This is a genomic window from Luteimonas sp. R10 (assembly GCF_045689605.1).
In the GTDB taxonomy this organism is placed as follows: Bacteria; Pseudomonadota; Gammaproteobacteria; order Xanthomonadales; family Xanthomonadaceae; genus Luteimonas.
Map to the genome: position 1 here is coordinate 3,814,624 of NZ_CP141262.1, position 21,215 is coordinate 3,835,838.

Annotated in this window: 22 protein-coding genes; 15 read left to right on the plus strand and 7 right to left on the minus strand. The window is 71.4% G+C overall.

The genetic code is table 11. From position 1 onward, the window contains the following. Nucleotides 1–225: 225 nt before the first annotated feature. Nucleotides 226–1,215: a LysR family transcriptional regulator gene (locus tag U3649_RS16610; RefSeq protein ID WP_407352399.1), complete on the minus strand. Its 990-nt coding sequence runs from the start codon at nucleotides 1,213–1,215 to the stop codon at nucleotides 226–228. Nucleotides 1,216–1,580: 365 nt separating this feature from the next. Here U3649_RS16610 and cysG point away from each other — a divergent pair, with 365 nt between their 5' ends. Both cysG and cysK read left to right on the plus strand, forming a co-directional pair. Beyond that, on the plus strand, nucleotides 1,581–3,044 hold the full coding sequence (cysG, locus tag U3649_RS16615; RefSeq protein WP_407352400.1) for a siroheme synthase CysG: 1,464 nt from the start codon (nucleotides 1,581–1,583) through the stop codon (nucleotides 3,042–3,044). 268 nt (nucleotides 3,045–3,312) lie between these two features. Continuing rightward, a complete protein-coding gene (gene cysK, locus U3649_RS16620; RefSeq protein WP_407352401.1) occupies nucleotides 3,313–4,290 on the plus strand; it encodes a cysteine synthase A in 978 nt (325 codons plus the stop codon). 246 nt (nucleotides 4,291–4,536) lie between these two features. Here the strand turns inward: cysK and U3649_RS16625 are convergent, their stop codons facing one another. Then, a complete protein-coding gene (locus U3649_RS16625) occupies nucleotides 4,537–5,937 on the minus strand; it encodes a mannose-1-phosphate guanylyltransferase/mannose-6-phosphate isomerase (protein WP_407352402.1) in 1,401 nt (466 codons plus the stop codon). 220 nt (nucleotides 5,938–6,157) lie between these two features. On the opposite strand from U3649_RS16625, the gene murU reads away from it, so the two are divergent. After that, entirely contained in the window at nucleotides 6,158–6,895 is a 738-nt protein-coding gene (gene murU, locus U3649_RS16630; RefSeq protein ID WP_407352403.1) for an N-acetylmuramate alpha-1-phosphate uridylyltransferase MurU, read from the plus strand. Nucleotides 6,896–7,053: 158 nt separating this feature from the next. Here murU and hda read toward each other — a convergent pair whose 3' ends face one another. The 3 genes from hda to U3649_RS16645 are packed head-to-tail and all read right to left on the minus strand — an operon-like array spanning nucleotide 7,054 to nucleotide 10,083. Then, nucleotides 7,054–7,809, minus strand: a complete 756-nt coding sequence (gene hda / locus U3649_RS16635; RefSeq protein WP_407352404.1) for a DnaA regulatory inactivator Hda — start codon at nucleotides 7,807–7,809, stop codon at nucleotides 7,054–7,056. Beyond that, complete coding sequence (locus U3649_RS16640; RefSeq protein ID WP_407352405.1) at nucleotides 7,806–8,975, minus strand: AI-2E family transporter; 1,170 nt, start codon at nucleotides 8,973–8,975, stop codon at nucleotides 7,806–7,808. Before U3649_RS16640 ends, hda begins: the two co-directional genes overlap by 4 nt. Before the next feature lie 7 nt (nucleotides 8,976–8,982). Continuing rightward, a complete protein-coding gene (locus U3649_RS16645; RefSeq protein ID WP_407352406.1) occupies nucleotides 8,983–10,083 on the minus strand; it encodes a DUF2066 domain-containing protein in 1,101 nt (366 codons plus the stop codon). Between the two features lie 160 nt (nucleotides 10,084–10,243). Between U3649_RS16645 and purM the strand changes: the two genes are divergently transcribed. From purM to U3649_RS16665, 4 genes are read left to right on the plus strand one after another with little or no spacing between them, the layout of a single operon-like run. Continuing rightward, on the plus strand, nucleotides 10,244–11,284 hold the full coding sequence (gene purM / locus U3649_RS16650) for a phosphoribosylformylglycinamidine cyclo-ligase (RefSeq protein WP_407352407.1): 1,041 nt from the start codon (nucleotides 10,244–10,246) through the stop codon (nucleotides 11,282–11,284). A gap of 8 nt (nucleotides 11,285–11,292) precedes the next feature. Further along, nucleotides 11,293–11,982: a phosphoribosylglycinamide formyltransferase gene (purN, locus tag U3649_RS16655; protein ID WP_407352408.1), complete on the plus strand. Its 690-nt coding sequence runs from the start codon at nucleotides 11,293–11,295 to the stop codon at nucleotides 11,980–11,982. A gap of 10 nt (nucleotides 11,983–11,992) precedes the next feature. Next, complete coding sequence (locus tag U3649_RS16660) at nucleotides 11,993–12,727, plus strand: DUF3108 domain-containing protein (protein WP_407352409.1); 735 nt, start codon at nucleotides 11,993–11,995, stop codon at nucleotides 12,725–12,727. Nucleotides 12,728–12,762: 35 nt separating this feature from the next. After that, nucleotides 12,763–13,452 carry a DUF3108 domain-containing protein gene (locus U3649_RS16665; RefSeq protein ID WP_407352410.1) on the plus strand — a complete coding sequence of 230 codons (690 nt, stop codon included), beginning with the start codon at nucleotides 12,763–12,765 and terminating at the stop codon, nucleotides 13,450–13,452. A 233-nt stretch (nucleotides 13,453–13,685) separates the two neighbouring features. On the opposite strand, the gene murA is transcribed toward U3649_RS16665, so the two are convergent. Next, nucleotides 13,686–14,945 (minus strand): UDP-N-acetylglucosamine 1-carboxyvinyltransferase, encoded by a 1,260-nt coding sequence (gene murA / locus U3649_RS16670; protein ID WP_407352411.1) that lies wholly within the window; start codon nucleotides 14,943–14,945, stop codon nucleotides 13,686–13,688. A gap of 66 nt (nucleotides 14,946–15,011) precedes the next feature. Then, nucleotides 15,012–15,242 carry a BolA family protein gene (locus U3649_RS16675; RefSeq protein WP_407352412.1) on the minus strand — a complete coding sequence of 77 codons (231 nt, stop codon included), beginning with the start codon at nucleotides 15,240–15,242 and terminating at the stop codon, nucleotides 15,012–15,014. Between the two features lie 126 nt (nucleotides 15,243–15,368). Between U3649_RS16675 and U3649_RS16680 the strand changes: the two genes are divergently transcribed. The 8 genes from U3649_RS16680 (at nucleotide 15,369) to U3649_RS16715 (ending at nucleotide 21,191) form a co-directional block, all read left to right on the plus strand. After that, a complete protein-coding gene (locus tag U3649_RS16680) occupies nucleotides 15,369–16,367 on the plus strand; it encodes a KpsF/GutQ family sugar-phosphate isomerase (protein WP_407352413.1) in 999 nt (332 codons plus the stop codon). A 44-nt stretch (nucleotides 16,368–16,411) separates the two neighbouring features. Further along, entirely contained in the window at nucleotides 16,412–16,957 is a 546-nt protein-coding gene (locus U3649_RS16685) for a KdsC family phosphatase (RefSeq protein ID WP_407352414.1), read from the plus strand. Next, a complete protein-coding gene (gene lptC, locus U3649_RS16690; protein ID WP_407352415.1) occupies nucleotides 16,954–17,514 on the plus strand; it encodes an LPS export ABC transporter periplasmic protein LptC in 561 nt (186 codons plus the stop codon). Before U3649_RS16685 ends, lptC begins: the two co-directional genes overlap by 4 nt. After that, nucleotides 17,495–18,013, plus strand: coding sequence for a lipopolysaccharide transport periplasmic protein LptA (gene lptA / locus U3649_RS16695; RefSeq protein ID WP_407352416.1), 519 nt, complete (start codon nucleotides 17,495–17,497; stop codon nucleotides 18,011–18,013). The genes lptC and lptA overlap by 20 nt, the downstream gene beginning before the upstream one ends. After that, nucleotides 18,013–18,732 carry an LPS export ABC transporter ATP-binding protein gene (gene lptB / locus U3649_RS16700; protein ID WP_407352417.1) on the plus strand — a complete coding sequence of 240 codons (720 nt, stop codon included), beginning with the start codon at nucleotides 18,013–18,015 and terminating at the stop codon, nucleotides 18,730–18,732. The genes lptA and lptB overlap by 1 nt, the downstream gene beginning before the upstream one ends. 91 nt (nucleotides 18,733–18,823) lie before the next feature. Next, the gene (locus tag U3649_RS16705; RefSeq protein ID WP_407352418.1) at nucleotides 18,824–20,236 is read left to right on the plus strand and encodes an RNA polymerase factor sigma-54; all 1,413 of its coding nucleotides are present in this window, start codon (nucleotides 18,824–18,826) and stop codon (nucleotides 20,234–20,236) included. 135 nt (nucleotides 20,237–20,371) lie between these two features. After that, nucleotides 20,372–20,698 (plus strand): ribosome hibernation-promoting factor, HPF/YfiA family, encoded by a 327-nt coding sequence (gene hpf / locus U3649_RS16710; protein ID WP_407352419.1) that lies wholly within the window; start codon nucleotides 20,372–20,374, stop codon nucleotides 20,696–20,698. 34 nt (nucleotides 20,699–20,732) lie between these two features. Next, nucleotides 20,733–21,191 carry a PTS sugar transporter subunit IIA gene (locus U3649_RS16715; RefSeq protein WP_407352420.1) on the plus strand — a complete coding sequence of 153 codons (459 nt, stop codon included), beginning with the start codon at nucleotides 20,733–20,735 and terminating at the stop codon, nucleotides 21,189–21,191. The last annotated feature ends 24 nt before the right edge of the window (nucleotides 21,192–21,215 follow it).

Sequence of the window (21,215 nt, forward strand, 5' to 3'; positions counted from 1 at the left end):
TTTCAGTTCCTCCCCTTTGGAAATGGAAGGAAGTGGGGAACTTGCTTCCGCATGTCCTGGAGGCAAACCAGGTCTCTCTCTCGATCACTGAGGCTTCCCGACGTTCCTGCTTCGCCCCCTCCCCCTTTGAAAAAGGGGGATTGAGGGGATTTGCTTTACCGCCAACCCACGCAAAAGCAAACCTCCCCCACCCTTCAAGGGAACTGAAATCTTTCGCGTCGCGTTTCAGACGCTGATCGGCTGGCTCAGTTCGGTCCAGGTGGGCGGCACCGGCCAATGCGGCTCCTGGTTGCCCTCGAGCACCCGGCGCAGGTCGCGGCCGTCGATCTGCGGCGCCAGCGCGTGCAGCAGCGCCAGCGCGTAGTCGCGCAGCACGCGGCCGCGCGGGATCACCGCCCAGGTGATGCATTCGGGCAGCGCTTCGGGCGCCGGCAGCAGGCGCAGGTCCTCGTCCTCGCGCACGCCGATCGCCATTTCCGCCAGCAGCCCGGCACCGAGCCCCGCGCGCACGTAGGTCTTGATCAGGTTGGCATCGCGCGCGGTCATCGCCACCTGCGGCTCCACACCCTCGGAGGCGAAGGTGCGCTGCAGCGAGGAATCGGCGCGGGTCGAGGACTCGTAGCTGATCAGCGGATGTCGGGCGAGTTCGGCCAGGGTCGGCGCGCGCGCGAGCCCGGCCAGCGGGTGCGCGCGCGGCACCAGCAGCACGCGCCGCCAGCGATACAGCGGCACGGCCACGCCGCCGTCCTGCGGCGCCGGCCCGGCGGTGCTGATCAGGGCCAGGTCGGCGCCGTCCTGGGCGAGCCGCTGCAGCACCTCGGCATCGCCGGCGGCCTGCAGGTCGACGTTGACCCGGGGGAACCTGCGCTTGATCGCCGCGATCACCGGCGGCAGCACGTAGCGCGCCTGGGTGTGGGTGGTCGCCAGCAGCAGGCGGCCGCTGTGCTCGCCGCGCTCGTTGGCGGCGTAGCTGCGGATGTTGGCGGCCTCCTCGAGGATCCGGCGCGCGTGCTGCAGCACCTGTTCGCCGGCCGGGGCGATGCCTTCCAGGCTGCGCCCCTTGCGCACGAACAGCTGGAAGCCGAGCTCGTCCTCCAACTGCTTGAGCTGCTTCGACAGGCCCGGTTGGGTGGCGTGCACGCGCTCGGCGGCGAGCGTGATGTTGAGCCCGGCGTCGGCGATGGCGACCAGATAACGGAGCTGGGTAAGGGTCATGGCGGGTTCCCGGACGGAGCATCGCCCGCAGGCACTGAGGTCCGTCTCGCAGAAGCCATCCGCCACGGATGCACGCGGATGAGCCGGATCAGCCATCGATGTGAACACAGAACGGCTGCAAGCGCGGTAGCCGCTCCATCCGTGTCCGCGGCGGCGATCCGTGGCAACACAGGCTCTTTTGAGAGGCGCCCTAGTATCTTTCAATCATGATGAAAGGATTTCGAGCATATCCGCTGCCCGCCGGGATTGTCCACGGCCGGACGGCCGCCGCTTATGCCGAAATCGCATGTCGCCAGATCGGCAGGCCATTTCCGTCCGCGATGCGCGCTCGTTAGCGTCCATGCGACCTGTCGCGAAGCCGAGCCATGTCCACCGAAGCCGTTCCGCCGCTGTATCCGCTGTTCGCCGACCTGCGCGGGCGCAGCGTGCTGGTGGTCGGCGGCGGCGCCGTCGCCCGCCGCAAGGCCGAGGCGCTGCTGCAGGCCGGCGCGCGGGTGGTCGTGAACGCACCGGCGCTGGAACCGGGCCTCGCCGCCTGGGCCGGCGAGGGCAGGATCGCGCACCGCGCCGGTCGCTTCCGGCGCGAGTGGCTGCGCGAGGCCTGGCTCGCGATCGCCGCCACCGACGATCCCGCGGTCAACCGCGAGGTCGCGGAAGCCGCCGAGGCGCAGCGGGTGTGGGTCAACGTGGTCGACGACGTGGAGCTGTCGCGCTTCCAGGTGCCGGCCCGGGTCGAGCGCGGCCCGCTGCAGATCGCCGTCTCCAGCGGCGGCGGCGCGCCGATGCTGGCACGCCTGGTGCGTGAACGGCTGGAGGCGCAGTTCGACGAATCCTTCGGCGCGCTGGCGACGCTGCTGGCACGCCGGCGCGCGTGCATCCGTGCGCGCTGGCCGGACATCGGCGCGCGGCGCCGTGCATTCGAGCGGTTGCTGGCCGGACCGCTGCAGGGCCTGCTGCGCCGGCGGCGCCATCTCGAAGCCGAGCGCCTGCTCGAGGCTGAACTGCGGCCGGGCGACGGCGGCGGATCCGCAACCGCCGGCTCGGTCGCGCTGGTCGGCGCCGGCCCCGGCGATCCCGGCCTGCTCACCCTGCGCGCGCTGCGCGTGCTCAACGAGGCCGACGTGATCCTGCACGACCGCCTGGTGAGCGCCGAAGTGCTGGCGCTGGCGCGCCGAGACGCGGAGCGCATCACGGTCGGCAAGCAGGCCGGCGACCACCGCACCACCCAAGCGCGGATCCACGCGCTGATGGTCGAACACGCACAGGCCGGAAAGCGCGTGGTGCGGCTCAAGGGCGGCGATCCGTTCGTGTTCGGACGCGGCGGCGAGGAACTCGAGCACCTGCGCGCGCAAGGCATCGATTACGAGGTCGTGCCCGGCATCACCGCCGCGCTGGCCTGCGCCGCCTACGCCGGCGTGCCGCTCACCCATCGCGACCATGCGCAGTCGGCGCGCCTGGTCACCGCGCATTGCAAGGCCTCGCTCGATACCCTGGACTGGGCGGCGCTGGCGCAGGAGCGCCAGACGCTGGCGGTGTACATGGGCGTGGCGATGCTCGACACGCTGCGTGCACGGCTGCTCGCGCACGGCCGCGATCCGCGGACCCCGTTCGCGCTGGTCGAGAACGGTTCGCGGCCGGAACAGCGCGTGATCGCAGGCACCCTGCACGAACTGCCGGCGCTCGCCGAACGTCATGCGGTGCGTGCACCCGCCCTGTTGATCCTCGGCGAGGTGGCGGCGTTCGCGCAGTCCCTGCACTGGTTCGGCGCGGCGCCGCTGGGCACGGCGGTGGCTGGCGGATCCCCCGGTGTACTGGACGAAGCGGCATGACCGTGCACTGCGTTCGTCGTCCCAGATGCCTTGAACCCCCCTTTGAAAAAGGGGGCTGGGGGGATTTGCTCTTCACGGTGCGCAGCAAAAAGCAAACCGCTGCGCGACTCCCCCCCGCGCAACGCGCGGGGGCCCTCAAGCCGCCGCAAGCCTACGCTTGCAAGCGGCGGCTTCCCCCTCAATCCCCCTTCTTGTTCAAAGGGGGAGAACAGCGGACGGCAGAGTCTCCCGTGCCGTCCTCGAAAATTCCTTTGAGCAGGCCACCACCATGACCATCCACGACAGCATCCTAGACACCATCGGCCACACCCCCATCGTCAAGCTGCACCGACTGCCGCCCGCGCACGTCTCGCTCTACGCCAAGGTCGAATCGTTCAATCCCGGCGGCTCGGTCAAGGACCGGCTGGCGCTGGCGATCGTGCTCGACGCCGAGCGCAGCGGCGCGCTCAGGCCCGGACAGACGATCGTCGAGGCGACGTCCGGCAACACCGGCGTGGCGCTGGCGATGGTCGCCGCCGCGCGCGGCTATCCGTTCGTCGCGGTGATGACCGAGACCTTCTCGGTCGAGCGCCGCAAGCTGATGCGCGCCTACGGTGCGAAGGTGATCCTGACCCCCGCCGCCGAGCGCGGCAGCGGGATGGTCCGCAAGGCGGCCGAACTGGCCGAACGCCACGGCTGGTTCCTGGCGCGGCAGTTCGAGAACCCGGCCAATCCGGCGTATCATCGGCAGACCACCGCGGCGGAGATCCTGCGCGACTTCGCCGGCCGGCGGCTGGACACCTTCGTCAGCGGCTGGGGCACCGGCGGCACCCTGACCGGCGTCGGCCAGGTGCTGAAGGTCGCGCGGCCGGAGGTCCGGATCGTCGCCTCGGAGCCGGCCGGCGCCTCGCTGCTGGGCGGCAAGGACTGGCAGCCGCACAAGATCCAGGGCTGGACGCCGGACTTCGTGCCGGCGGTGCTCGATCGCGACGTCGCCGACGAGATCCGGCCGGTCGACGACGTCGTCGCCCGCGACACCGCGCGCCGGCTCGCCGCCGAGGAAGGCCTGTTCGTCGGCATCTCCGCCGGCGCCACCGTCGCCGCGGCGCTCCAGGTGTCCGAAACCGCGCCCGAAGGCGCGGTCATCCTCGCCACCCTGCCCGACACCGGCGAGCGCTACCTGTCGACGTTCCTGTTCGAGGGCGTCGAGGAAGGCTCGGACGACGCCTGGCTGGCGTCGATCGAAGCCGAGACGCTCGCGGCCTGAGAAGGCGATCCGGCCAAAGGACCCCATGTGGGAGCGACGGAAGTCGCGACATCTGCCCAAGAGCGTCGCGACTTCCGTCGCTCCCACAAAGGCTCCGGAAGCATTGGCGGATATCGCCAAGCCCATCACGATGGACCAACACCTCCATCTTCTTCTGGCTCGAGGTGCGGGCCATTCACTGACCCCGCCCGTGGCGACGGGGCGTGCTTTGTCGTGGCGGAAAGGACTACATGGCGCGGCGCGCTTCTACGAACGGCCGTACACGTCCTCATAGCGGACGATGTCGTCCTCGCCCAGGTAGCCACCGGACTGCACCTCGATCAGCTCGAGCGTCTCCGCGCCGGGGTTCTCCAGCCGGTGCTTCGCACCCAGCGGGATATAGGTCGACTGGTTGGCGTGCAGCTCGAACACGTCGTTGTCGCGGGTGACGCGCGCGGTGCCGCGCACCACGATCCAGTGCTCGGCGCGGTGCCTGTGCGACTGCAGCGACAGCCGCCCGCCCGGCTTGACCTTGATCCGCTTGACCTGGAAGCCGTCGTCGGCGTCGATCGAGTCGTAGCTGCCCCAGGGCCGGTGCACCTCGCGATGCAGCACCGCGTGGCTGCGCTGGTCGGACTTGAGCCGCGCCACCACGTCCTTGACCTGCTGCACCTTGTCCTTGCGTGCCACCAGCACCGCGTCGTCGGTTTCCACCACCACCAGGTCGTCGACGCCGACCAGCGCGACCAGCCGCCGCGCGTAGGCGTAGCTGTTGCGGCTGTCGACCGCGATCACGTCGCCGTGGTGGGCGTTGCCGTCGGCGTCCTGCTCGCTGACCTCCCACAACGCCGACCAGGAGCCGACGTCGTTCCATCCGATGTCGACCGGCAGCACCTTGGCGTGGCCGGTCTTCTCCATCACCGCGTAGTCGATCGAGTCCGAAGGCGAGCCGGCGAACGCATCCTTGTCGAGACGGATGAAGTCGCCGTCGTGCGTGGCGCCCGCGAAAGCATCGCGCACGGCCGCGAGGATGTCGGGACGGAAGCGTTCCAGTTCCCGCAGGTACCCGGACGCGCGGAACAGGAACATGCCGCTGTTCCAGTAGTAGTCCCCGCTGTCGAGATAGCGGCGCGCGGTGGCGGCGTCGGGCTTCTCGACGAAGCGCAGCACGTCGCGCACCCCCTCGCCGGACGCGGCCTGGATGTAGCCGAACCCGGTTTCCGGCGTGCCGGCGACGATGCCGAAGGTCACCAGCGCCCCCGCCTCGGCGGCGGGCGTCGCCCGCCGCACCGCCGCGCGGAAGGCGTCGGCGTCGCGCACGACATGGTCCGACGGCAGCACCAGCAGTACCGGATCGCCGCCACCGGCCATCGCCTGCAGCGCCGCGGCGGCGATCGCCGGCGCGGTGTTGCGCCCCGCCGGCTCGAGCACGATCGACGGCGTCGGCGCACCGGACTGCCGCAGTTGCTCGGCGGCGAGGAAGCGATGCTCCTCGTTGGCGACCACGATCGGCGCGGCGCCGCCCAGCGGCGCGACCCGCGCCCAGGTCTCCTGCAGCATCGTCGCGTCGCCCGCCAGCGGCAGGAACTGCTTGGGATAGGCCTCGCGCGAGAGCGGCCACAATCGCGTGCCGGAACCGCCGGACAAGAGCACCACCTGCAAGGTCATCGCGCCGTCTCGCTGAAACAGGCCCGGAAGTTTACCCTGTGGCGCACGCGCGGCCGCCGCCGAGGGAAGACTGCATGCACACCGCCATTCCCCATCCCCTCGCCGTAGAGCCGAGCTTGCTCGGCTGCGCGGGCGCCGGAGCCCGGAGCAGCCGAGCAAGCTCGGCTCTACGAGAGCGCCCGGGATCCGTGCCGCGGCGGTTGCGGGAGGCGAGTCGCCCATGAAGGCGCTGATCCTGGCCGCCGGCCTCGGCGAACGCATGCGGCCGCTGACCGACACCACGCCGAAGCCGCTGCTCACGGCCGGCGGCAGGCCGCTGATCGCCTGGCACCTGGAACGCCTCGCCGCCACCGGCGTGCGCGAGGTGGTGATCAACACCTCGTGGCTGGCGAAGCAGTTTCCGGACGCGCTCGGCGACGGCTCGCAATGGGGCCTGCGGATCCGCTATTCGCACGAGGGCGACACGCCGCTCGAAACCGGCGGCGGCATGTGGCACGCGCTGCCGCTGCTCGGCAACGCGCCCTTCATCGCCGTCAACGGCGACATCTGGACCGACTTCGATTTCGCCCGGCTGCCACGGCGCCCGGCCGGCGACGCGCACCTGGTGCTGGTCGACAATCCGCCACACCACGTGGCCGGCGATTTCGCGCTCGCGGACGACGGCGACGTGCTCGACGACGGCGACGACCGGCTCACCTTCGCCGGGATCGGGGTCTATCGCGCGTCGCTCTTCGATGACTGGCGCCGCACCATCGGCGACGCCCCGGGCGCCGACGCCGACCCGCCTCGCTTCAGGCTGGCGCCGCTGCTGCGCGCGGCGATGGCCGAGGGCCAGGTGACCGGCGAGCACCATCGCGGGCACTGGACGGACGTCGGCACGCCGCAGCGGCTGGCCGGCCTGGACGCGATGCTCGGCGGATCCGCGCGCGACCCTGCGGTCGCCGACCCGCCGCCGTAGAGCGGAGCTCGCTCCGCGTCCCGCGTCCCGTAGAGCCGAGCTTGCTCGGCTGCGCCGGCTCCGGAGACGGGAGCAGCGGAGCAAGCTCCGCTCTACGTGCGCGGATATCCGTGAATCCCGCGGTCGACAGGGCGCACCGCGAACGGCGTCCGCGTGTTCTAGGACTCTCGCCTCCCGTCTCCCGTTCCGCCCCGCTCGCCTTCCAGCACCTGCCGCAGGAACGGCACCGTCAACCGTCGCTGCGCGGCGAGCGAGGCGCGGTCGAGCCGGTCGAGCAGCGCGGTCAGGCTCGCCAGGTCGCGATCGACGCGCTTGAGCAGCCAATCGATCGCGGCCTCGTCGAGCATCAACCCGCGGCGCTGCGCGCGCACGCGCAGCACCTCGCGCCGCCCGCCGTCGTCGAGCGGCGCCAGCACGATGCGCACGCATTGCGACAGGCGCGAGTGCAGGTCCGGCAACGTCAGCGGCAGTTCCGCCGGCAACACGCGGGCCGCGTACAGCACCGCCTTGCCGGCGTCGTGGGCACGGTTGTGGAAGTCGAACAGCGCGAGCTCGTCGCCGCGGCCGCCGGCCACGGCATCGAGCCCGTCCAGCGCGATCAGGTCGTAGTCGTGCAGCGACTGCAACGCCTCGTCCAGGCGGCCGGCGGCGCTGGCCAACGGCAGGTAGGCCGCGCGCCGGCCGTGCGCTTCGGCCGCGGCGCAGGTCGCCAGGGCGAGGTGGGTCTTGCCGGTGCCCGCCGCGCCCGACAGGTAGCACCAGTCGGCACCGGCCGACGCGGCCGATGCCCGCAGCGGCGGCAGCACCGCCTCGGAGGCCGGGACGAACGCCTCGAAGCGCTGGTCGGGCGGACAGCGCAGCGCCAGCGGCAATTGCCCGCCGCCGCGGCCGGAACCGTCGTGACGCGGGCTCACGCCTGCGGCGGCTCGCTGCGCCCGTTCTCGTCGCCGCCGCCCCCGACGACCGGCTCGCCGACCACCAGGCCGGTGGGCGAACCGGCGTACAGCCGGCTTTCGCGGTAACGCTCCTGCGCGAAGGCGACCAGCACGTTGGCCACGGCCGCCACCGGCAGCGCCAGCAGCATGCCCAGGAACCCGAACAACTGCCCGCCCGCCATCACCGCGAAGATCACCGCCACCGGATGCAGGCCGATGCGGTCGCCGACCAGGCGCGGGGTCAGCACGTAGCTTTCGAGCAGCTGCCCCGCGACGAACACCACCGAGCCGAGGATCAGCAGCTGCCAGTCGATCCCCTGCTCCTGGACCAGCGCCGCCAGCAGCATCAGCACCGCGCCGACCGTGGCGCCCAGGTACGGCACGAAGCTGATCAGCCCCGCGACCAGGCCGACCAGGATCCCGAGCCGGAGCCCGATCGCCTGCAGCCCCACGGCGTAGAACGCGCCCTGCGCCAGCATCACCAGGAACTGCCCGCGCAGGAATCCCCCGAGCACGTCGTTGGACTCGCGCGCCAGCCGTGTCACCGTGGCCAGGTGGTCGCGCGGCACCAGAGCGGCGACCCGCTCGACCAGCCGATCCCAGTCGCGCAGGAAGTAGAAGGTCAGGATCGGCAGCAGCACCAGGTTGACGATCCAGGTGAGGAACGCGAAGCCGGAGCGTTGCACGTAGCCGAAGAAGGTGGCGGCGATGCCGCCTGCCTGCTGCCAGTGCTCGCGCGCCAGTTCGATCAGGCTCTGCGGATCCAGCCAGGACGAGATCTCGAACCCGGTGCGCTGCTCCACCCACGGGATCGCCGTCTCCATGAACCAGTCGCGGTAGCTCGGGAGGGTGTCGATCAGGGTGACGATCTGTTCCTCGAGCATCGGCACCAGGAGCAGCAGCGCCAGCGCCAGCAGCAGCACCATCAACGCGAACACCAAGGTCACCGCCACCGCGCGCGAACGGCCGCTGCGCTCGATCCGGTCGACCAGCGGGTCGCCCAGCCAGCCGAGCAGCGCCGCCAGCACGAACGGCGTCAGGATCGGCCCGAGCGCCAGCAGCAGCCAGAAGACCACGGCCAGCACCAGGCCCCACTGCAGCCGCTTGAGGAACAGGGCGATCGCCACGCCGGCAGGTTCGCTCATGGCACCCTCACCGCACCAGCCGGAAGACCGGGGCGCCGGTCTCCAGCGGCGCCTCGACCTCCACCAGCACCCGATCGTCGGCGAGCCGGCGGAACCCGGGCAGTCCGGTCAGCAGCTCGAGCTCGAACTCGACGCCGTCGGCGGTCGCGCGCACCGGCGTGATCCGGCGCACCACCGACAGGCCCTGCAGATGCCCCGACAGGCGGATGAAATCGTCGCTGCTGTCGACGCCGACGAAGACGATGCGATAGCTGCCGCTCGGCCCGGCCTCGCTGGCGCGCGCGTAGCGCTTGACCAGGGCATCGGCGGCGCCGTCGGCGCCGGCGGCCATGGCGACGCGCGCATTGGGGTCCTCGCTCGACCACTGCGACAGCACCTGGCCGTCGTCGACGAAGGTCCAGTCGGCCTTCCAGCCGCCCTGGTGCCGGTAGAGCTTGCCGATCAACTGCATCGGCGGACTGTAGCGCGCCGACAGGCGCGCCACGGCGGCGCTGTCGCCACGCCAGATGGCGCCGACGGCGGCCTGCTCGGCGGCGCTGCCGCGCGGCAGGCCGAGGCGGTAGCCGCGCTGCTGCGCCCGGCTCAGGATCGGCCGCACCACGTTGTTCTGGTTGAGGTTGACCAGGCGCGCGCCCTTGCCGTCGTCGATCGCCAGCCACAGGACCGGCTTGGGCCGCGGCTCCGGCCAGACCGGCAGTCCCAGCGCGGCGGCCACGGCGTTCACCGCCTCCTTGTCGAAGCGCACCACCAGGGTCGTGTCGAAGGTCGGCGCGCCGCTGGCGGAGACGCCCTCGTCCTGCCGGTAGTCGTAACCCTCCACGTAGTCCTCGGCGCGACGCAGCTCCTGGGCGACGCCCGGCCGGCTGGCCGCGGTGCGATCGCCGGACAGCTTGCCCAGCACCTGCGCCAGCGCGCGTCCGAAGCCGGCCTTGCGCTCCGCCTCGCGCTGGCCGTTGACCCGGACCTCGGCTTCGTACATGCCCTGCGCCTGGGCGGTATCGCCTTCCACGCGCTGGGCCGCCGCCTGGCCGGCGGCGAGCAGCCCGGCCGCCAGGAGCCAGCCCGTCCACCGCGCGATCCGTTTGGTTGGCTTGCTGGCCTGCGGCATTCCTCGTCCTTCCTGCTGCGATATCGGCGGAATGGTGCCATAAAGAGCGTGGAACGAGTGGAGAGGAACGAGAGCGGCGCCGGCTTCTACTCGTTCCTCGTTCCTCGCTCCCCGCTCCCCGGCGGGCTAGAATTCCACTTTGCCCCTGCAGGCCCGCGTCGTGACCGCCCCCACTCCGCTCACCTACCGCGACGCCGGCGTCGACATCGATGCCGGCAACGCGCTCGTCGAAAGGATCAAGCCGCTGGTCAAGCGCACCTTCCGTCCCGAGGTGATGGGCGGGCTCGGCGGTTTCGGCGCGCTGTTCGACCTCTCCGGCCGCTACCGCGAGCCGGTGCTGGTGTCCGGCACCGATGGCGTCGGCACCAAGCTCAAGCTGGCGCAACAGCTCGGGCGCCACGACACCATCGGCATCGACCTGGTGGCGATGTGCGTCAACGACATCCTGGTGCAGGGCGCCGAGCCGCTGTTCTTCCTCGACTATTTCGCCACCGGCAAGCTCGAGGTCGACACCGCCGCCGCCGTGGTCGGCGGCATCGCCCGCGGCTGCGAACTCGCCGGCTGCGCCCTGATCGGCGGCGAGACCGCCGAGATGCCCGACATGTACGCACCGGGCGAGTACGACCTGGCCGGCTTCAGCGTCGGCGCGGTGGAGAAGTCGGCGCTGCTCGACGGCGCCGCGGTGCGCGCCGGCGACGTGCTGGTCGGCATCGGCGCCAGCGGCCCGCATTCCAACGGCTACTCGCTGATCCGCCGCATCTTCGACCGCGCCGGGCGACCGGCCGACCTCGATCTCGCCGGCACCCGCCTGATCGATGCATTGATGGCGCCGACCACCCTGTACGTGAAACCGGTGCTGGCGCTGCTGCGCGAGCACGGCGGGGCCGTGCACGCCATGGCCCACATCACCGGCGGCGGCCTGACCGAGAACATCGTCCGGGTGATCCCGGAGGGCCTGGGCCTGGCGGTCGACGCCTCCGCCTGGCCGCTGCCGCCGGTGTTCGACTGGCTGCAGCGCGAGGGCGCCGTGGCGCGCGGGGAGATGTGGCGCACCTTCAACTGCGGCATCGGCTTCGTGCTGGCCGTCGACCCGCAGGCGCTGGACGCGGTCGAGGCCGCGCTCGGCCGCCATGCGCTGGCGCACTGGCGCATCGGCGCGGTCGTGCCGGCCGACGGCGACCGCCGGGTCCGCATCGGCTGAGATCACGCTTGTCCGAGCTCCGAGTCCCGAGTCCCGAGTCCCGGCCCCGCCGCATCGCCGTCCTCGCCTCGGGCCGTGGCAGCAACCTGCAGGCGCTGATCGACGCGATCTCCGCCGGAACGCTGCAGGCCGAACTGGTCGGGGTGTTCTCCGACCGCGCCGATGCCGGTGCGCTGCAGCGCGCGCGCGCCGCAGGCATCGACCACGCCGCACTCGAACCGAAGGCCTTCGCCTCGCGCAGCGCCTTCGACGCCGAACTGTTCGCGCGCATCGACGCCGCCGGCCCCGACCTGATCGTGTGCGCCGGCTACATGCGGCTGCTGGATGCGGGCATGGTCGACGCCCGTCCCGGCCGCATGGTCAACATCCACCCGTCCCTGCTACCGGCGTTCAAGGGCCTGCGCACGCACCGGCGCGCGCTCGCGGCCGGCGGGCGCGAACACGGCGCCAGCGTGCACTTCGTCACCGCGGACCTGGACGGCGGGCCGGTGATCTCGCAGGCGCGCGTGCCGGTGCGCGATGACGACGACGAGGCGGCGCTGGCGGCGCGGGTGCTGGCGCGCGAGCACCCGCTGCTGCTCGAGACCGTGCGCTGGCTGGTCGCGGGCCGGATCGCCCTGCATGAACACCAGGTTCATCTCGACGGCCGCGCGCTCGCCGCACCGCTTCAGCTGGCAGCCAACAACCGATTTGCATGATGGCGCCCCTATGAATGCCGTTTCCCTCATCGCCGCGCTGCTGCTGTCCTCAGGGTTGCCTCCCCTGCCTCTCCCGCCTCCCGCGCAGGCCGAGGCGCTGGAGCCGTTCGTCGCGACCTACGATGCCTGGTACGAAGGCAAGCCCGCCGGCGACGCGACGATGCGCCTGACCCGCCGCGACGAGCCGCAATGGCAACTGGATCTCGACATCCGCGGCCGCCGCGGCCTGGTCGGACTCGCCCGCCTCAACGTCGAACAGAGCACGGTGTTCGAGGCCAGCGGCGACGGCTATCGTCCGCTCAGCCAGAGCACGGTGCGCAAGGCGCTGTTCTTCGGCCGCAAGGTCATCGGCACCTACGACTGGAATGCGGGCGCGGCGCAATGGACCGGCGACGTCAGCAAGCGCCGCCGCGATCCGGTGCCGTTGCGCGAGGGCGACATGAGCGCACTGCTGATCAACCTGGCCATCATTCGCGACGCCGAACCGGGCAGGACCCTGCAGTACCGCTTCGTCGACAACGGCCGCGCCCGCGACCACGTCTATCGGGTTTCCGACGAACCGGAGATCGTCGAGGTCGGCGAGCTGAGCTACAACGCCCTGCGCGTTTCACGGGTCGAGGACGACGACGACGAGACGATCGTCTGGGTCGCCAACGGCGTGCCGACGCCGATACGCATCCTGCAACGCGACGAGGACGGCGACGGCGTCGACCTGCGCCTGATCGAATACCAAGGAGCCGAGTGAACATGAGCATTCAACCCCGCACCCCGACCCTTTCCATGGCGCACAGGTTATTGGCGGCGGCGGCGCTCGGCCTCGCCAGCACCGCCTGCTGGGCGTTGGAACCGTTCTCCGCCGACTACCGGGCCAACTACATGGGCATGCAGGGCGACGGCAAGATGACCCTGGCCAGCGCCGGCGAAGGCCGTTGGAAGTACAGCCTGGAGGTGACCGGCATGGGCGCGCGCCTGTCGCAGAGCACCACGTTCGAGGAAAACGGCGGCCAATGGCGGCCGCTGAGCAGCACCGACTCCCAGGGCGGCGAGACCGGCCTGGCGGCGATGCTGGTGAAGAAGCGCAATATCGAAGCCACCTACGACTGGAGCAAGGGCGAGGCGCGCTGGCGCGGCGACATCGATCCCGAGAAGGCCGGCCCGGTGAAGCTGCGCCCCGGCGACATGGACGGCATGCTGATGAACCTGGCGCTCGTGCGCGACGTGGCGGCCGGCAAGCCGCTGGACTACCGCCTGGTCGAGGACGGGCGCGCCCGGCCGCAGAAGTTCAGGGTCGACGGCAAGGAAACGATCGACGTCGCCGGCCGCTCGCAGGAAGCCACCCGCGTGATCCGCGAGGACGGCAGCCGCAAGATCACCGCCTGGGTGGTCGAGGGCCTGCCGGTGCCGGCGCGGATCCTGCAGCAGCGCAACGGCCGCGACCATATCGACCTGCAGTTGCAGGCGATCCGGTAAGGAGAGTTCGGGACTCGGGACCCGGAACGCCTAGCCACCTGCAAGGCGGGCTCCCCTTCTCCCTTTGGGAGAAAGTGGCCCGAAGAGCCGGCCCCGAGTGTTTTGGTCGGGGGCCGATGAGGGTACGGCGAGAGCGCAGAGGTCTGAACCACCGCGGCTTCGCCGTCCCCTCGCCCCAATCCCTCCCCAAAGGGAAGAGGGGCTTCAGGCAGCTGGGGCGAGGAGCAAAGGCGTCAGTCGATGCGCCGGATCTGCGCGCCCAGCGCCGAGAGCTTGCGCTCCAGGCGCTCGTAGCCGCGGTCCAGGTGGTAGATGCGGTCGATGACGGTCTCGCCCTCGGCCACGAGGCCGGCCAGCACCAGCGAGGCCGAGGCGCGCAGGTCGGTCGCCATCACCGGCGCGCCGCTCAGCCGCGCCACGCCGCGCACGGTGGCGCGATGGCCGTCGATGTCGATGTCGGCGCCGAGCCGCAGCAGCTCGTTGACGTGCATGAAACGATTCTCGAAGATCGTCTCGTCGATCGTGCCGGTGCCCTCGGCGATGCAGTTCATCGCCATCAGCTGCGCCTGCATGTCGGTCGGGAAACCAGGGTGCGGGGCGGTGGCCAGGTCGACCGCCCGCGGCCGCCGGCCGCGCATGTCGGCGCGGATGCGGTCGCCGTCGACGTCGATCGACACGCCGGCCTCGCGCAGCTTCTCCAGCACCGCGGCCACCGTATCGGGACGCGCACGGGTCGCGGTGACGCAACCGCCGGTCATCGCCGCGGCGACCAGAAAGGTGCCGGTCTCGATACGGTCCGGCAGCACTTCGTGGGTGCCGCCGCGCAGCCGTTCGACGCCATGCACCACGATCCGCGCCGTGCCCGCGCCCTCGATGTCGGCGCCGAGCGCGATCAGGCAGTCGGCCAGGTCGACGATCTCCGGCTCGCACGCGGCGTTGTCGATGATCGTGGTGCCCTCGGCCAGGGTGGCCGCCGCCAGCGCGTTCTCGGTGGCGCCGACGCTGACGGTCGGAAAATCGATGCGGCCGCCGCGCAGGCGGTCGGCGCGCGCCTTGATGTAGCCGTGCTCGACTTCGATCTGCGCGCCCAGCGCCTGCATCGCGCCGATGTGCAGGTCGACCGGGCGCGAGCCGATCGCGCAACCGCCCGGCAGCGAGACCTCGGCGGCGCCGTGCCTGGCCAGCAGCGGCCCGAGCACCAGCACCGAGGCGCGCATCGTCCGCACCAGCTCGTACGGCGCGACGTGGTTGTGCACGCTGCGCGGATCGATCGCGAAACGGCCCTGTTCGAGGTCATGGCGCACGCCCGCGCCCAGTTCGGCCAGCAGCTTGGCGGTGGTGAGCACGTCGTGCAGGTTGGGAACGTTGCCGATCTCGACCGGACCGTCCGCCAGCAGGCTGGCGAACAGGATCGGGAGCACGGCGTTCTTGGCGCCGGAAATGGCGACCTCGCCCTCGAGCGGGCGCCCGCCGGTGACTGCGATCTTCTGCATGGGATGGGGCCGATGGCCGTGGCGGGGGCGAAGAGCGAACGTGCTCTTCCTGCCCCGCCCGCAGCCTCAGCCGTGCTCCTCCGGCGTCAGCGTGCGCAGCGCCAGGGCGTGGATCTCGCCGCCCATCCGCTCGCCCAGGGTGGCGTAGACCATCCGGTGCCGCGCCAGCGGCAACTTGCCGGCAAAGGCGTCGGAAACCACCAGCGCCTCGAAGTGCACGCCGTCGTCGCCCTGCACCTCCACCCGTGCCCCGGGCAGGCCCTGTTCGATCAGATTGCGGATCGTCTGTGCGTCCAACCGGAAAAGCTCCTGCTTAAGCGCGCCTGAGCCCCGAATCCGTGTCGACGGCCCGGTTGCGGACCCTCGGAGCGGGAAAGGCATAAAATGGACCGATTAGCCTAACGGAAAGGCCTGCGCTTAGAAATGGCCGCAAACGGAACACAGACCGCCCGCGCCCCGGAGTTCGCCGCCAGCGGCCGCCGCGTGATCGAAATCGAGACCCGCGGCCTGGAAGCCATCGCCGCGCGCATCGACGGCGCCTTCAGCGCGGCCTGCCGGCTGGTGCTGGCCGGCGCCGGGCGCGTGGTCTGCACCGGCATGGGCAAGTCCGGGCATATCGCGCGCAAGATCGCCGCCACCCTCGCCTCCACCGGCACCCCGGCGTTCTACGTGCACCCGGGCGAGGCGGGCCACGGCGACCTGGGCATGATCACCGACGCCGACGTGGTGCTGGCGCTGTCCTATTCCGGCGAGTCGGACGAGATCCTGATGCTGCTGCCGGTGCTCAAGCGCCAGGGCAACGCGTTGATCGCGATGACCGGCCGCGCGCGTTCGACGCTGGCGCGCGAAGCCGACGTGCACCTGGACGTCAGCGTGCCGGAGGAAGCGTGCCCGCTCGACCTGGCGCCCACGGCCAGCACCACCGCCACCCTGGCGATGGGCGACGCGCTGGCAGTGGCCCTGCTGGAGGCGCGGGGCTTCACCGCCGACGACTTCGCCCGCTCGCACCCGGCGGGCACCCTCGGCCGGCGCCTGCTGCTGCACATCGCCGATGTCATGCACACCGGCGACGACATCCCGCGCGTGGCCGAGAACGCCAGCCTCGGCGACGTGCTGCTGGAGATGAGCCGCAAGCGCCTGGGCATGACCGCGGTGGTCGATGCCGACGATCGCCTGCTCGGGTTGTTCACCGACGGCGACCTGCGCCGGGCGCTGGCCGACGAGGGCGTCGACGTGCACGCGACCCGGATCGTCGACGTCATGACCCGCACCCCGATCACGATCGGCAGCGACGCCCTGGCGGTCGAGGCGGCGCGCTTGATGGAGACGCACAAGATCAACGCCCTGCTGGTCGTCGACGGCGCGCGCCGCGTGGTCGGCGCGCTCAACATCCACGACCTGCTGCGCGCCCGCGTCGTCTGACCCGCACCTCCCGACCGAAACCCCGCCATACGCCGACCCAGCCGATGCCCGACCTCCCCGACTACCCCGACGCCCTGCTCGCACGCGCCGCGAAGATCCGCCTGGCGTGCTTCGACGTCGACGGTACCCTGACCGACGGCCGGCTGCTGTTCGATGCCGCAGGCGGCGAGATGAAGGCCTTCCACGTCCACGACGGGCAGGGACTGGCGCTGCTGCGCAAGGCCGGCATCGCGGTCGCGCTGGTCACCGCCCGCGCCAGCGCCGCGGTCGAGCGCCGCGCCGCCGAACTCGGGGTCCAGGCGCACTGCGCGGTCGGCGACAAGCGGGCGAAGGTGGAGGAGATCCGTGCGCACCTGGGCGTCGGCAGCGACGAGGTCGCTTTCATGGGCGACGACCTGCCGGACCTCGCGCCGATGCGGGCGGCCGGCCTGGCCGTCGCCCCGGCCAACGCGCACTGCTGGACGGCCGCGCATGCGCACTGGCGGACCAGCGCGCGCGGTGGCGAGGGCGCGGTGCGCGAACTCTGCGACCTGCTGCTGACCGCGCAGAACCGCGTCGACGCGCTGATCGCCGGGATGGCACCGGCATGAACTGGCGGTTCGCCCTCACCGCGGTGTTGCTGGTCGCCGCCATCGTTTCCGGCTGGTCGGCCTGGCGGCAGCGCGCCGACGACGCCACGGCGGCGACCGCCCAGGCGCGCTCCGATTACGTGCTGCACGATTTCGAACTGACCGCGCTCGGCAAGGACGGCACCGAATCCTTCACCCTGCGCGCACCGCTGCTCGAACAGCATCCGCAGGACCGCACCATCGCGCTGGACCAGCCGTTGTTCCTGCTGCCCGACCGCGACGGCCGCTACTGGGAGGCACGCGCCAGGACCGGCGTCGTCAGCGCCGACCACGACGAGGTGCGGTTGCGCGATGATGTCCGGGTGACCAGCCCCGAGGGCGACCCGCGCCCGGTGACGATGAACACCGAGCAACTGAACCTCTACCCCGAGACCGACATCGCCAGCAGCGACGTTCTGGTGACCGTGGAGCAGCCCGGCTCTACAATCCAGGGCCGCGGCCTGGAAGTCGACCTGTCCAGCAAGCGGTACACGTTCAAATCCCAGGTGAAACAACGCTATGTCCCCACGCGCCGCTAGTGCCCTGCTGGTCCTCGCCCTCGCGCTGGCGCCGTCGGCGGCGGACGCGCGCAAGTCCGATCGCGACAAGCCGATGGATATCGACGCCGGCCACCAGCAAGGCGTGCTCGACGACAGCGCGCCGACCGTGCTCTCACAGGGCGTGATCATCACCCAGGGAACGCTCGACATCCGCGCCGACCGCTCCGAGATCCATTCGCGCAACGGCGATATCAGCCGCGCCGTGCTCACCGGCAGCCCGGCGGTGATGCGGCAGGAGCTCGACGACGGCTCGCCGATGACCGCGCGCGCGCGCAAGATCGACTACGACATGGGCACCGAGGTGGTGGTGCTGACGGGCGATGCGTTCGTCGAGCAGCCGCGCGGCTCGATGAAGAGCGAACGCATCGTCTACAACATGCAGACCGGGCAGGTGGAAAGCGGCGGCAACAACGCCGGCCGCGTGCAGATGCGCATCCAGCCGCGCAATCGCTCCCAGACCCCGCAGGACGACGGCTGATGCTGCTCGCCGAAGGATTGCGTAAGCGCTACCGGGCGCGCGAGGTCGTGCGCGATTTCGGGCTCACCCTGGACGCCGGCGAGGTCGTGGGCCTGCTCGGCCCCAACGGCGCCGGCAAGACCACCTGTTTCTACATGATCGTCGGCCTGGTGCCGGCCGACGCCGGCCGCATCGAGCTGGACGGCCGCGACATCACCGGCGACCCGATGTACCGGCGCGCCCGCCTCGGCGTCGGCTACCTGCCGCAGGAGCCGTCGGTGTTCCGCAAGCTCAGCGTCGCCGACAACATCCGCCTGGTGCTGGAACTGCGCGAGGGCCTGAACCGCCAGGGCCGCGAATCCGAACTCGAGAGCCTGCTCGACGAGCTGCAGGTGTCACATGTCGCCGACCAGCTCGGCGCCAGCCTGTCCGGCGGCGAACGCCGCCGGGTCGAGATCGCGCGCGCGCTGGCGGCGCGGCCGCGGCTGATGCTGCTCGACGAGCCCTTCGCCGGCGTCGACCCGATCTCGGTCGGCGAGATCCAGCGCATCATCCGCCACCTCAAGGACCGCGGCATCGGGGTGCTGATCACGGACCACAACGTGCGCGAGACCTTGGGCATTTGCGACCGCGCGTATATCCTCAACGACGGCGGCGTGCTCGCGCAGGGGGCTCCGGACGCGCTGCTGGCCAATCCCGACGTGCGTCGGGTCTATCTGGGCGAGTCCTTCCGCCTGTAGCCCCGCGCGCGTCGTCCGCCATGTGATGCGTCGGCCGGTCCGCCGCGGACCTGTCCGCGCCCGGCTCCGCCGGACGTTCGTCGTTGGGAAGATGAAACCACGCTTGCAGACATCGCTGGGACAGCACCTGGTCCTGACTCCGCAACTGCGGCAGGCGCTGCACCTGTTGCAGCTCTCGGCGCTGGAACTGGAGGCCGAGATCGCCAGCGCCGTGGAGAGCAATCCCCTGCTCGACTGGCGCGAGGACGCGCCGATCCAGGCCCCGGCCGCCGACGCCGCGGAAACCGGAAGCAGCGCCGCCGCGACCGATACCGAGGAATCCACCCGCTGGGACGTCGAGGAATCCTGGTATGGGAGCAGCGCGGCGGGCCCGGCGGGCGACGACGACAACGACCCCACCGAACGCCTGGTGCACACCGAGAGCCTGCGCGAGCACCTGTCGTGGCAGCTGCACCTGAGCCATCTTTCGCCGCGCGATCGCGGCATCGGCGAGGCGCTGATCGACGCCATCGACGACGACGGCTACCTGCGGGCCTCGTTCGAGGACATCGCGCTGACCCTGCAGCCGGAGCTGCAGTGCGGCGGCGGCGAGATCCTCGCGGTGCTGCGCCAGATCCAGCGCATGGACCCGGCGGGCGTCGGCGCCCGCGACCTGCGCGAATGCCTGCTGCTGCAGCTCGATGCCCTGCCCGCCGACGCGCCGGGCCGCGCGCTCGCCGGGCGCATCGTCTCCGAGCTGATCGAGGACCTGCCGCGGATCGGCGTCGACGGCCTGGCCGAGGCGCTGGCCTGCGACGCCTGCGAGGCCGGCACCGCCCTGCAGCTGCTGCGCTCGCTCGACCCGCACCCAGGGGCCCAGATCGGCGGCATCGCCAGCGACACCTACGTCGCGCCGGACTGCGCGATCGAGCGCCACCAGGGCATCTGGAAGGTCACCCTGGTCGGCGGCCCGCACTCGCGCCTGACCATCCACCGCGGCTACGAACGCATGATCCAGCATGCCAGCGAGGCCGATGCCGGTTACCTGCGCGGGCGCCTGCAGGAGGCCCGCTGGCTGCTCAAGAACGTGCAGGCCCGCGGCGAGACCCTGCTCAAGGTGGTGCGCTGCCTGGCGCGGCAGCAGTCGGGCTTCCTGGAGTTCGGCCCCCAGGCGCTGCGCCCGCTGACCCTGCGCGAGGTCGCCGCCGAGATCGGCATGCACGAGTCGACGGTCTCGCGGGCGATCGCGCGCAAGTACGTCCACACGCCGCGCGGCACGCTGCCGTTGCGCCAGTTCTTCGCCTCCGGGGTGGGCACCGACGGCGGCGGCCAAACCTCGAGCACCGCGATCCAGCAGATGATCCGCAGCCTGGTCGACGCCGAGAACCCGCACAAGCCCCTGTCCGACGCGCGCCTGGCCGAGGCCTTGAAGGCGGCCGGCGTGGCCGTCGCCCGGCGCACCGTGACCAAGTACCGGGAAGCGCTGAACATCCCCTCCTCGCACGACCGCGTGCGCCTGGGCTGAACTGTGGGCCGCGGCGGCGGTCGAACCCAGCGGACATCGCGCCTGCCGCCCGCCTTGGGGTAACCTGTCCCCGACGCAGCGGCCGGCACCCGCGCGATGCAGTCTTGATCCCACGACGCCCCAGGAGGCTCGCCGATGCGCATCGAAACCCACGGCCACCAGATCGAAGTCACGCCCGCCCTGCGCGATTACGTCGACACCAAGCTGCAACGGCTGTCGCGTCACTTCGAACGCCCGTTCGACGTGCGCACCCAGCTCAGCCTCGACAAGCCCCACCACAAGGCGGAAGCCACCGTGGCGCTGCCCGGCCGGACCCTGCATGCCGACGCCAGTGCGGTCGACATGTACGCCGCGATCGACCTGCTGGCCGACAAGCTCGACCGCCTGCTGGTCAAGCACAAGGACCGCCTGGTCGACCACCATCGCGGCGAGCACCCCGTGCGCGAAGGCAGCTTCGGCTGAGACATCGGCGAACGCCCCGAGACGCTTCACTGCAATGCCCTGCATCGACCTCCTCGCCGCCGACCGGATCATGATCCTGTCCGAACCGGTATCGCGCGACGCGCTGCTCGACATCGTCGCCGGCCTGCTGGGCGCGGGACCGGCGGACACCGCCGCGGTCGCCGCCTGCCTGCACGAGCGCGAGCGCCTGTGCAGCACCGGGATCGGCCACGGCGTGGCGATCCCGCACGCCCGCGGCGGCCGGGTGCCGCTGGGCGCCTTCGTGCGGCTGGCGCACCCGGTCGCGTTCGACGCCTGCGACGGCGATCCGGTCGACCTGGTGTTCGCCATGCGCGTGCCCGAGGACCACGCCGAGCCGCACCTGCAGATCCTCGCCGACCTCGCCGGCTGCTTCGCCGACGTCGCCTTCCGGGAGCGGCTCCGCGCCGCCCCGGACCTGGACGCCGTGCGCACGCTGCTGCTCGGCGACCTGCGACGGCGGCGCGCGGCATGAACGCCGCCGGGCGGGGGGAGCCGG

What these genes read in the sequence shown, in the direction of transcription:
- U3649_RS16610 (WP_407352399.1), bottom strand. Translation starts at nt 1,215, where the DNA reads ATGACCCTTACCCAGCTCCGTTATCTGGTCGCCATCGCCGACGCCGGG.
- cysG (WP_407352400.1), top strand. Translation starts at nt 1,581, where the DNA reads ATGTCCACCGAAGCCGTTCCGCCGCTGTATCCGCTGTTCGCCGACCTG.
- cysK (WP_407352401.1), top strand. Translation starts at nt 3,313, where the DNA reads ATGACCATCCACGACAGCATCCTAGACACCATCGGCCACACCCCCATC.
- U3649_RS16625 (WP_407352402.1), bottom strand. Translation starts at nt 5,937, where the DNA reads ATGACCTTGCAGGTGGTGCTCTTGTCCGGCGGTTCCGGCACGCGATTG.
- murU (WP_407352403.1), top strand. Translation starts at nt 6,158, where the DNA reads ATGAAGGCGCTGATCCTGGCCGCCGGCCTCGGCGAACGCATGCGGCCG.
- U3649_RS16640 (WP_407352405.1), bottom strand. Translation starts at nt 8,975, where the DNA reads ATGAGCGAACCTGCCGGCGTGGCGATCGCCCTGTTCCTCAAGCGGCTG.
- U3649_RS16645 (WP_407352406.1), bottom strand. Translation starts at nt 10,083, where the DNA reads ATGCCGCAGGCCAGCAAGCCAACCAAACGGATCGCGCGGTGGACGGGC.
- U3649_RS16660 (WP_407352409.1), top strand. Translation starts at nt 11,993, where the DNA reads ATGAATGCCGTTTCCCTCATCGCCGCGCTGCTGCTGTCCTCAGGGTTG.
- U3649_RS16665 (WP_407352410.1), top strand. Translation starts at nt 12,763, where the DNA reads ATGGCGCACAGGTTATTGGCGGCGGCGGCGCTCGGCCTCGCCAGCACC.
- murA (WP_407352411.1), bottom strand. Translation starts at nt 14,945, where the DNA reads ATGCAGAAGATCGCAGTCACCGGCGGGCGCCCGCTCGAGGGCGAGGTC.
- U3649_RS16680 (WP_407352413.1), top strand. Translation starts at nt 15,369, where the DNA reads ATGGCCGCAAACGGAACACAGACCGCCCGCGCCCCGGAGTTCGCCGCC.
- U3649_RS16685 (WP_407352414.1), top strand. Translation starts at nt 16,412, where the DNA reads ATGCCCGACCTCCCCGACTACCCCGACGCCCTGCTCGCACGCGCCGCG.
- lptC (WP_407352415.1), top strand. Translation starts at nt 16,954, where the DNA reads ATGAACTGGCGGTTCGCCCTCACCGCGGTGTTGCTGGTCGCCGCCATC.
- lptA (WP_407352416.1), top strand. Translation starts at nt 17,495, where the DNA reads ATGTCCCCACGCGCCGCTAGTGCCCTGCTGGTCCTCGCCCTCGCGCTG.
- lptB (WP_407352417.1), top strand. Translation starts at nt 18,013, where the DNA reads ATGCTGCTCGCCGAAGGATTGCGTAAGCGCTACCGGGCGCGCGAGGTC.
- U3649_RS16705 (WP_407352418.1), top strand. Translation starts at nt 18,824, where the DNA reads ATGAAACCACGCTTGCAGACATCGCTGGGACAGCACCTGGTCCTGACT.
- hpf (WP_407352419.1), top strand. Translation starts at nt 20,372, where the DNA reads ATGCGCATCGAAACCCACGGCCACCAGATCGAAGTCACGCCCGCCCTG.
- U3649_RS16715 (WP_407352420.1), top strand. Translation starts at nt 20,733, where the DNA reads ATGCCCTGCATCGACCTCCTCGCCGCCGACCGGATCATGATCCTGTCC.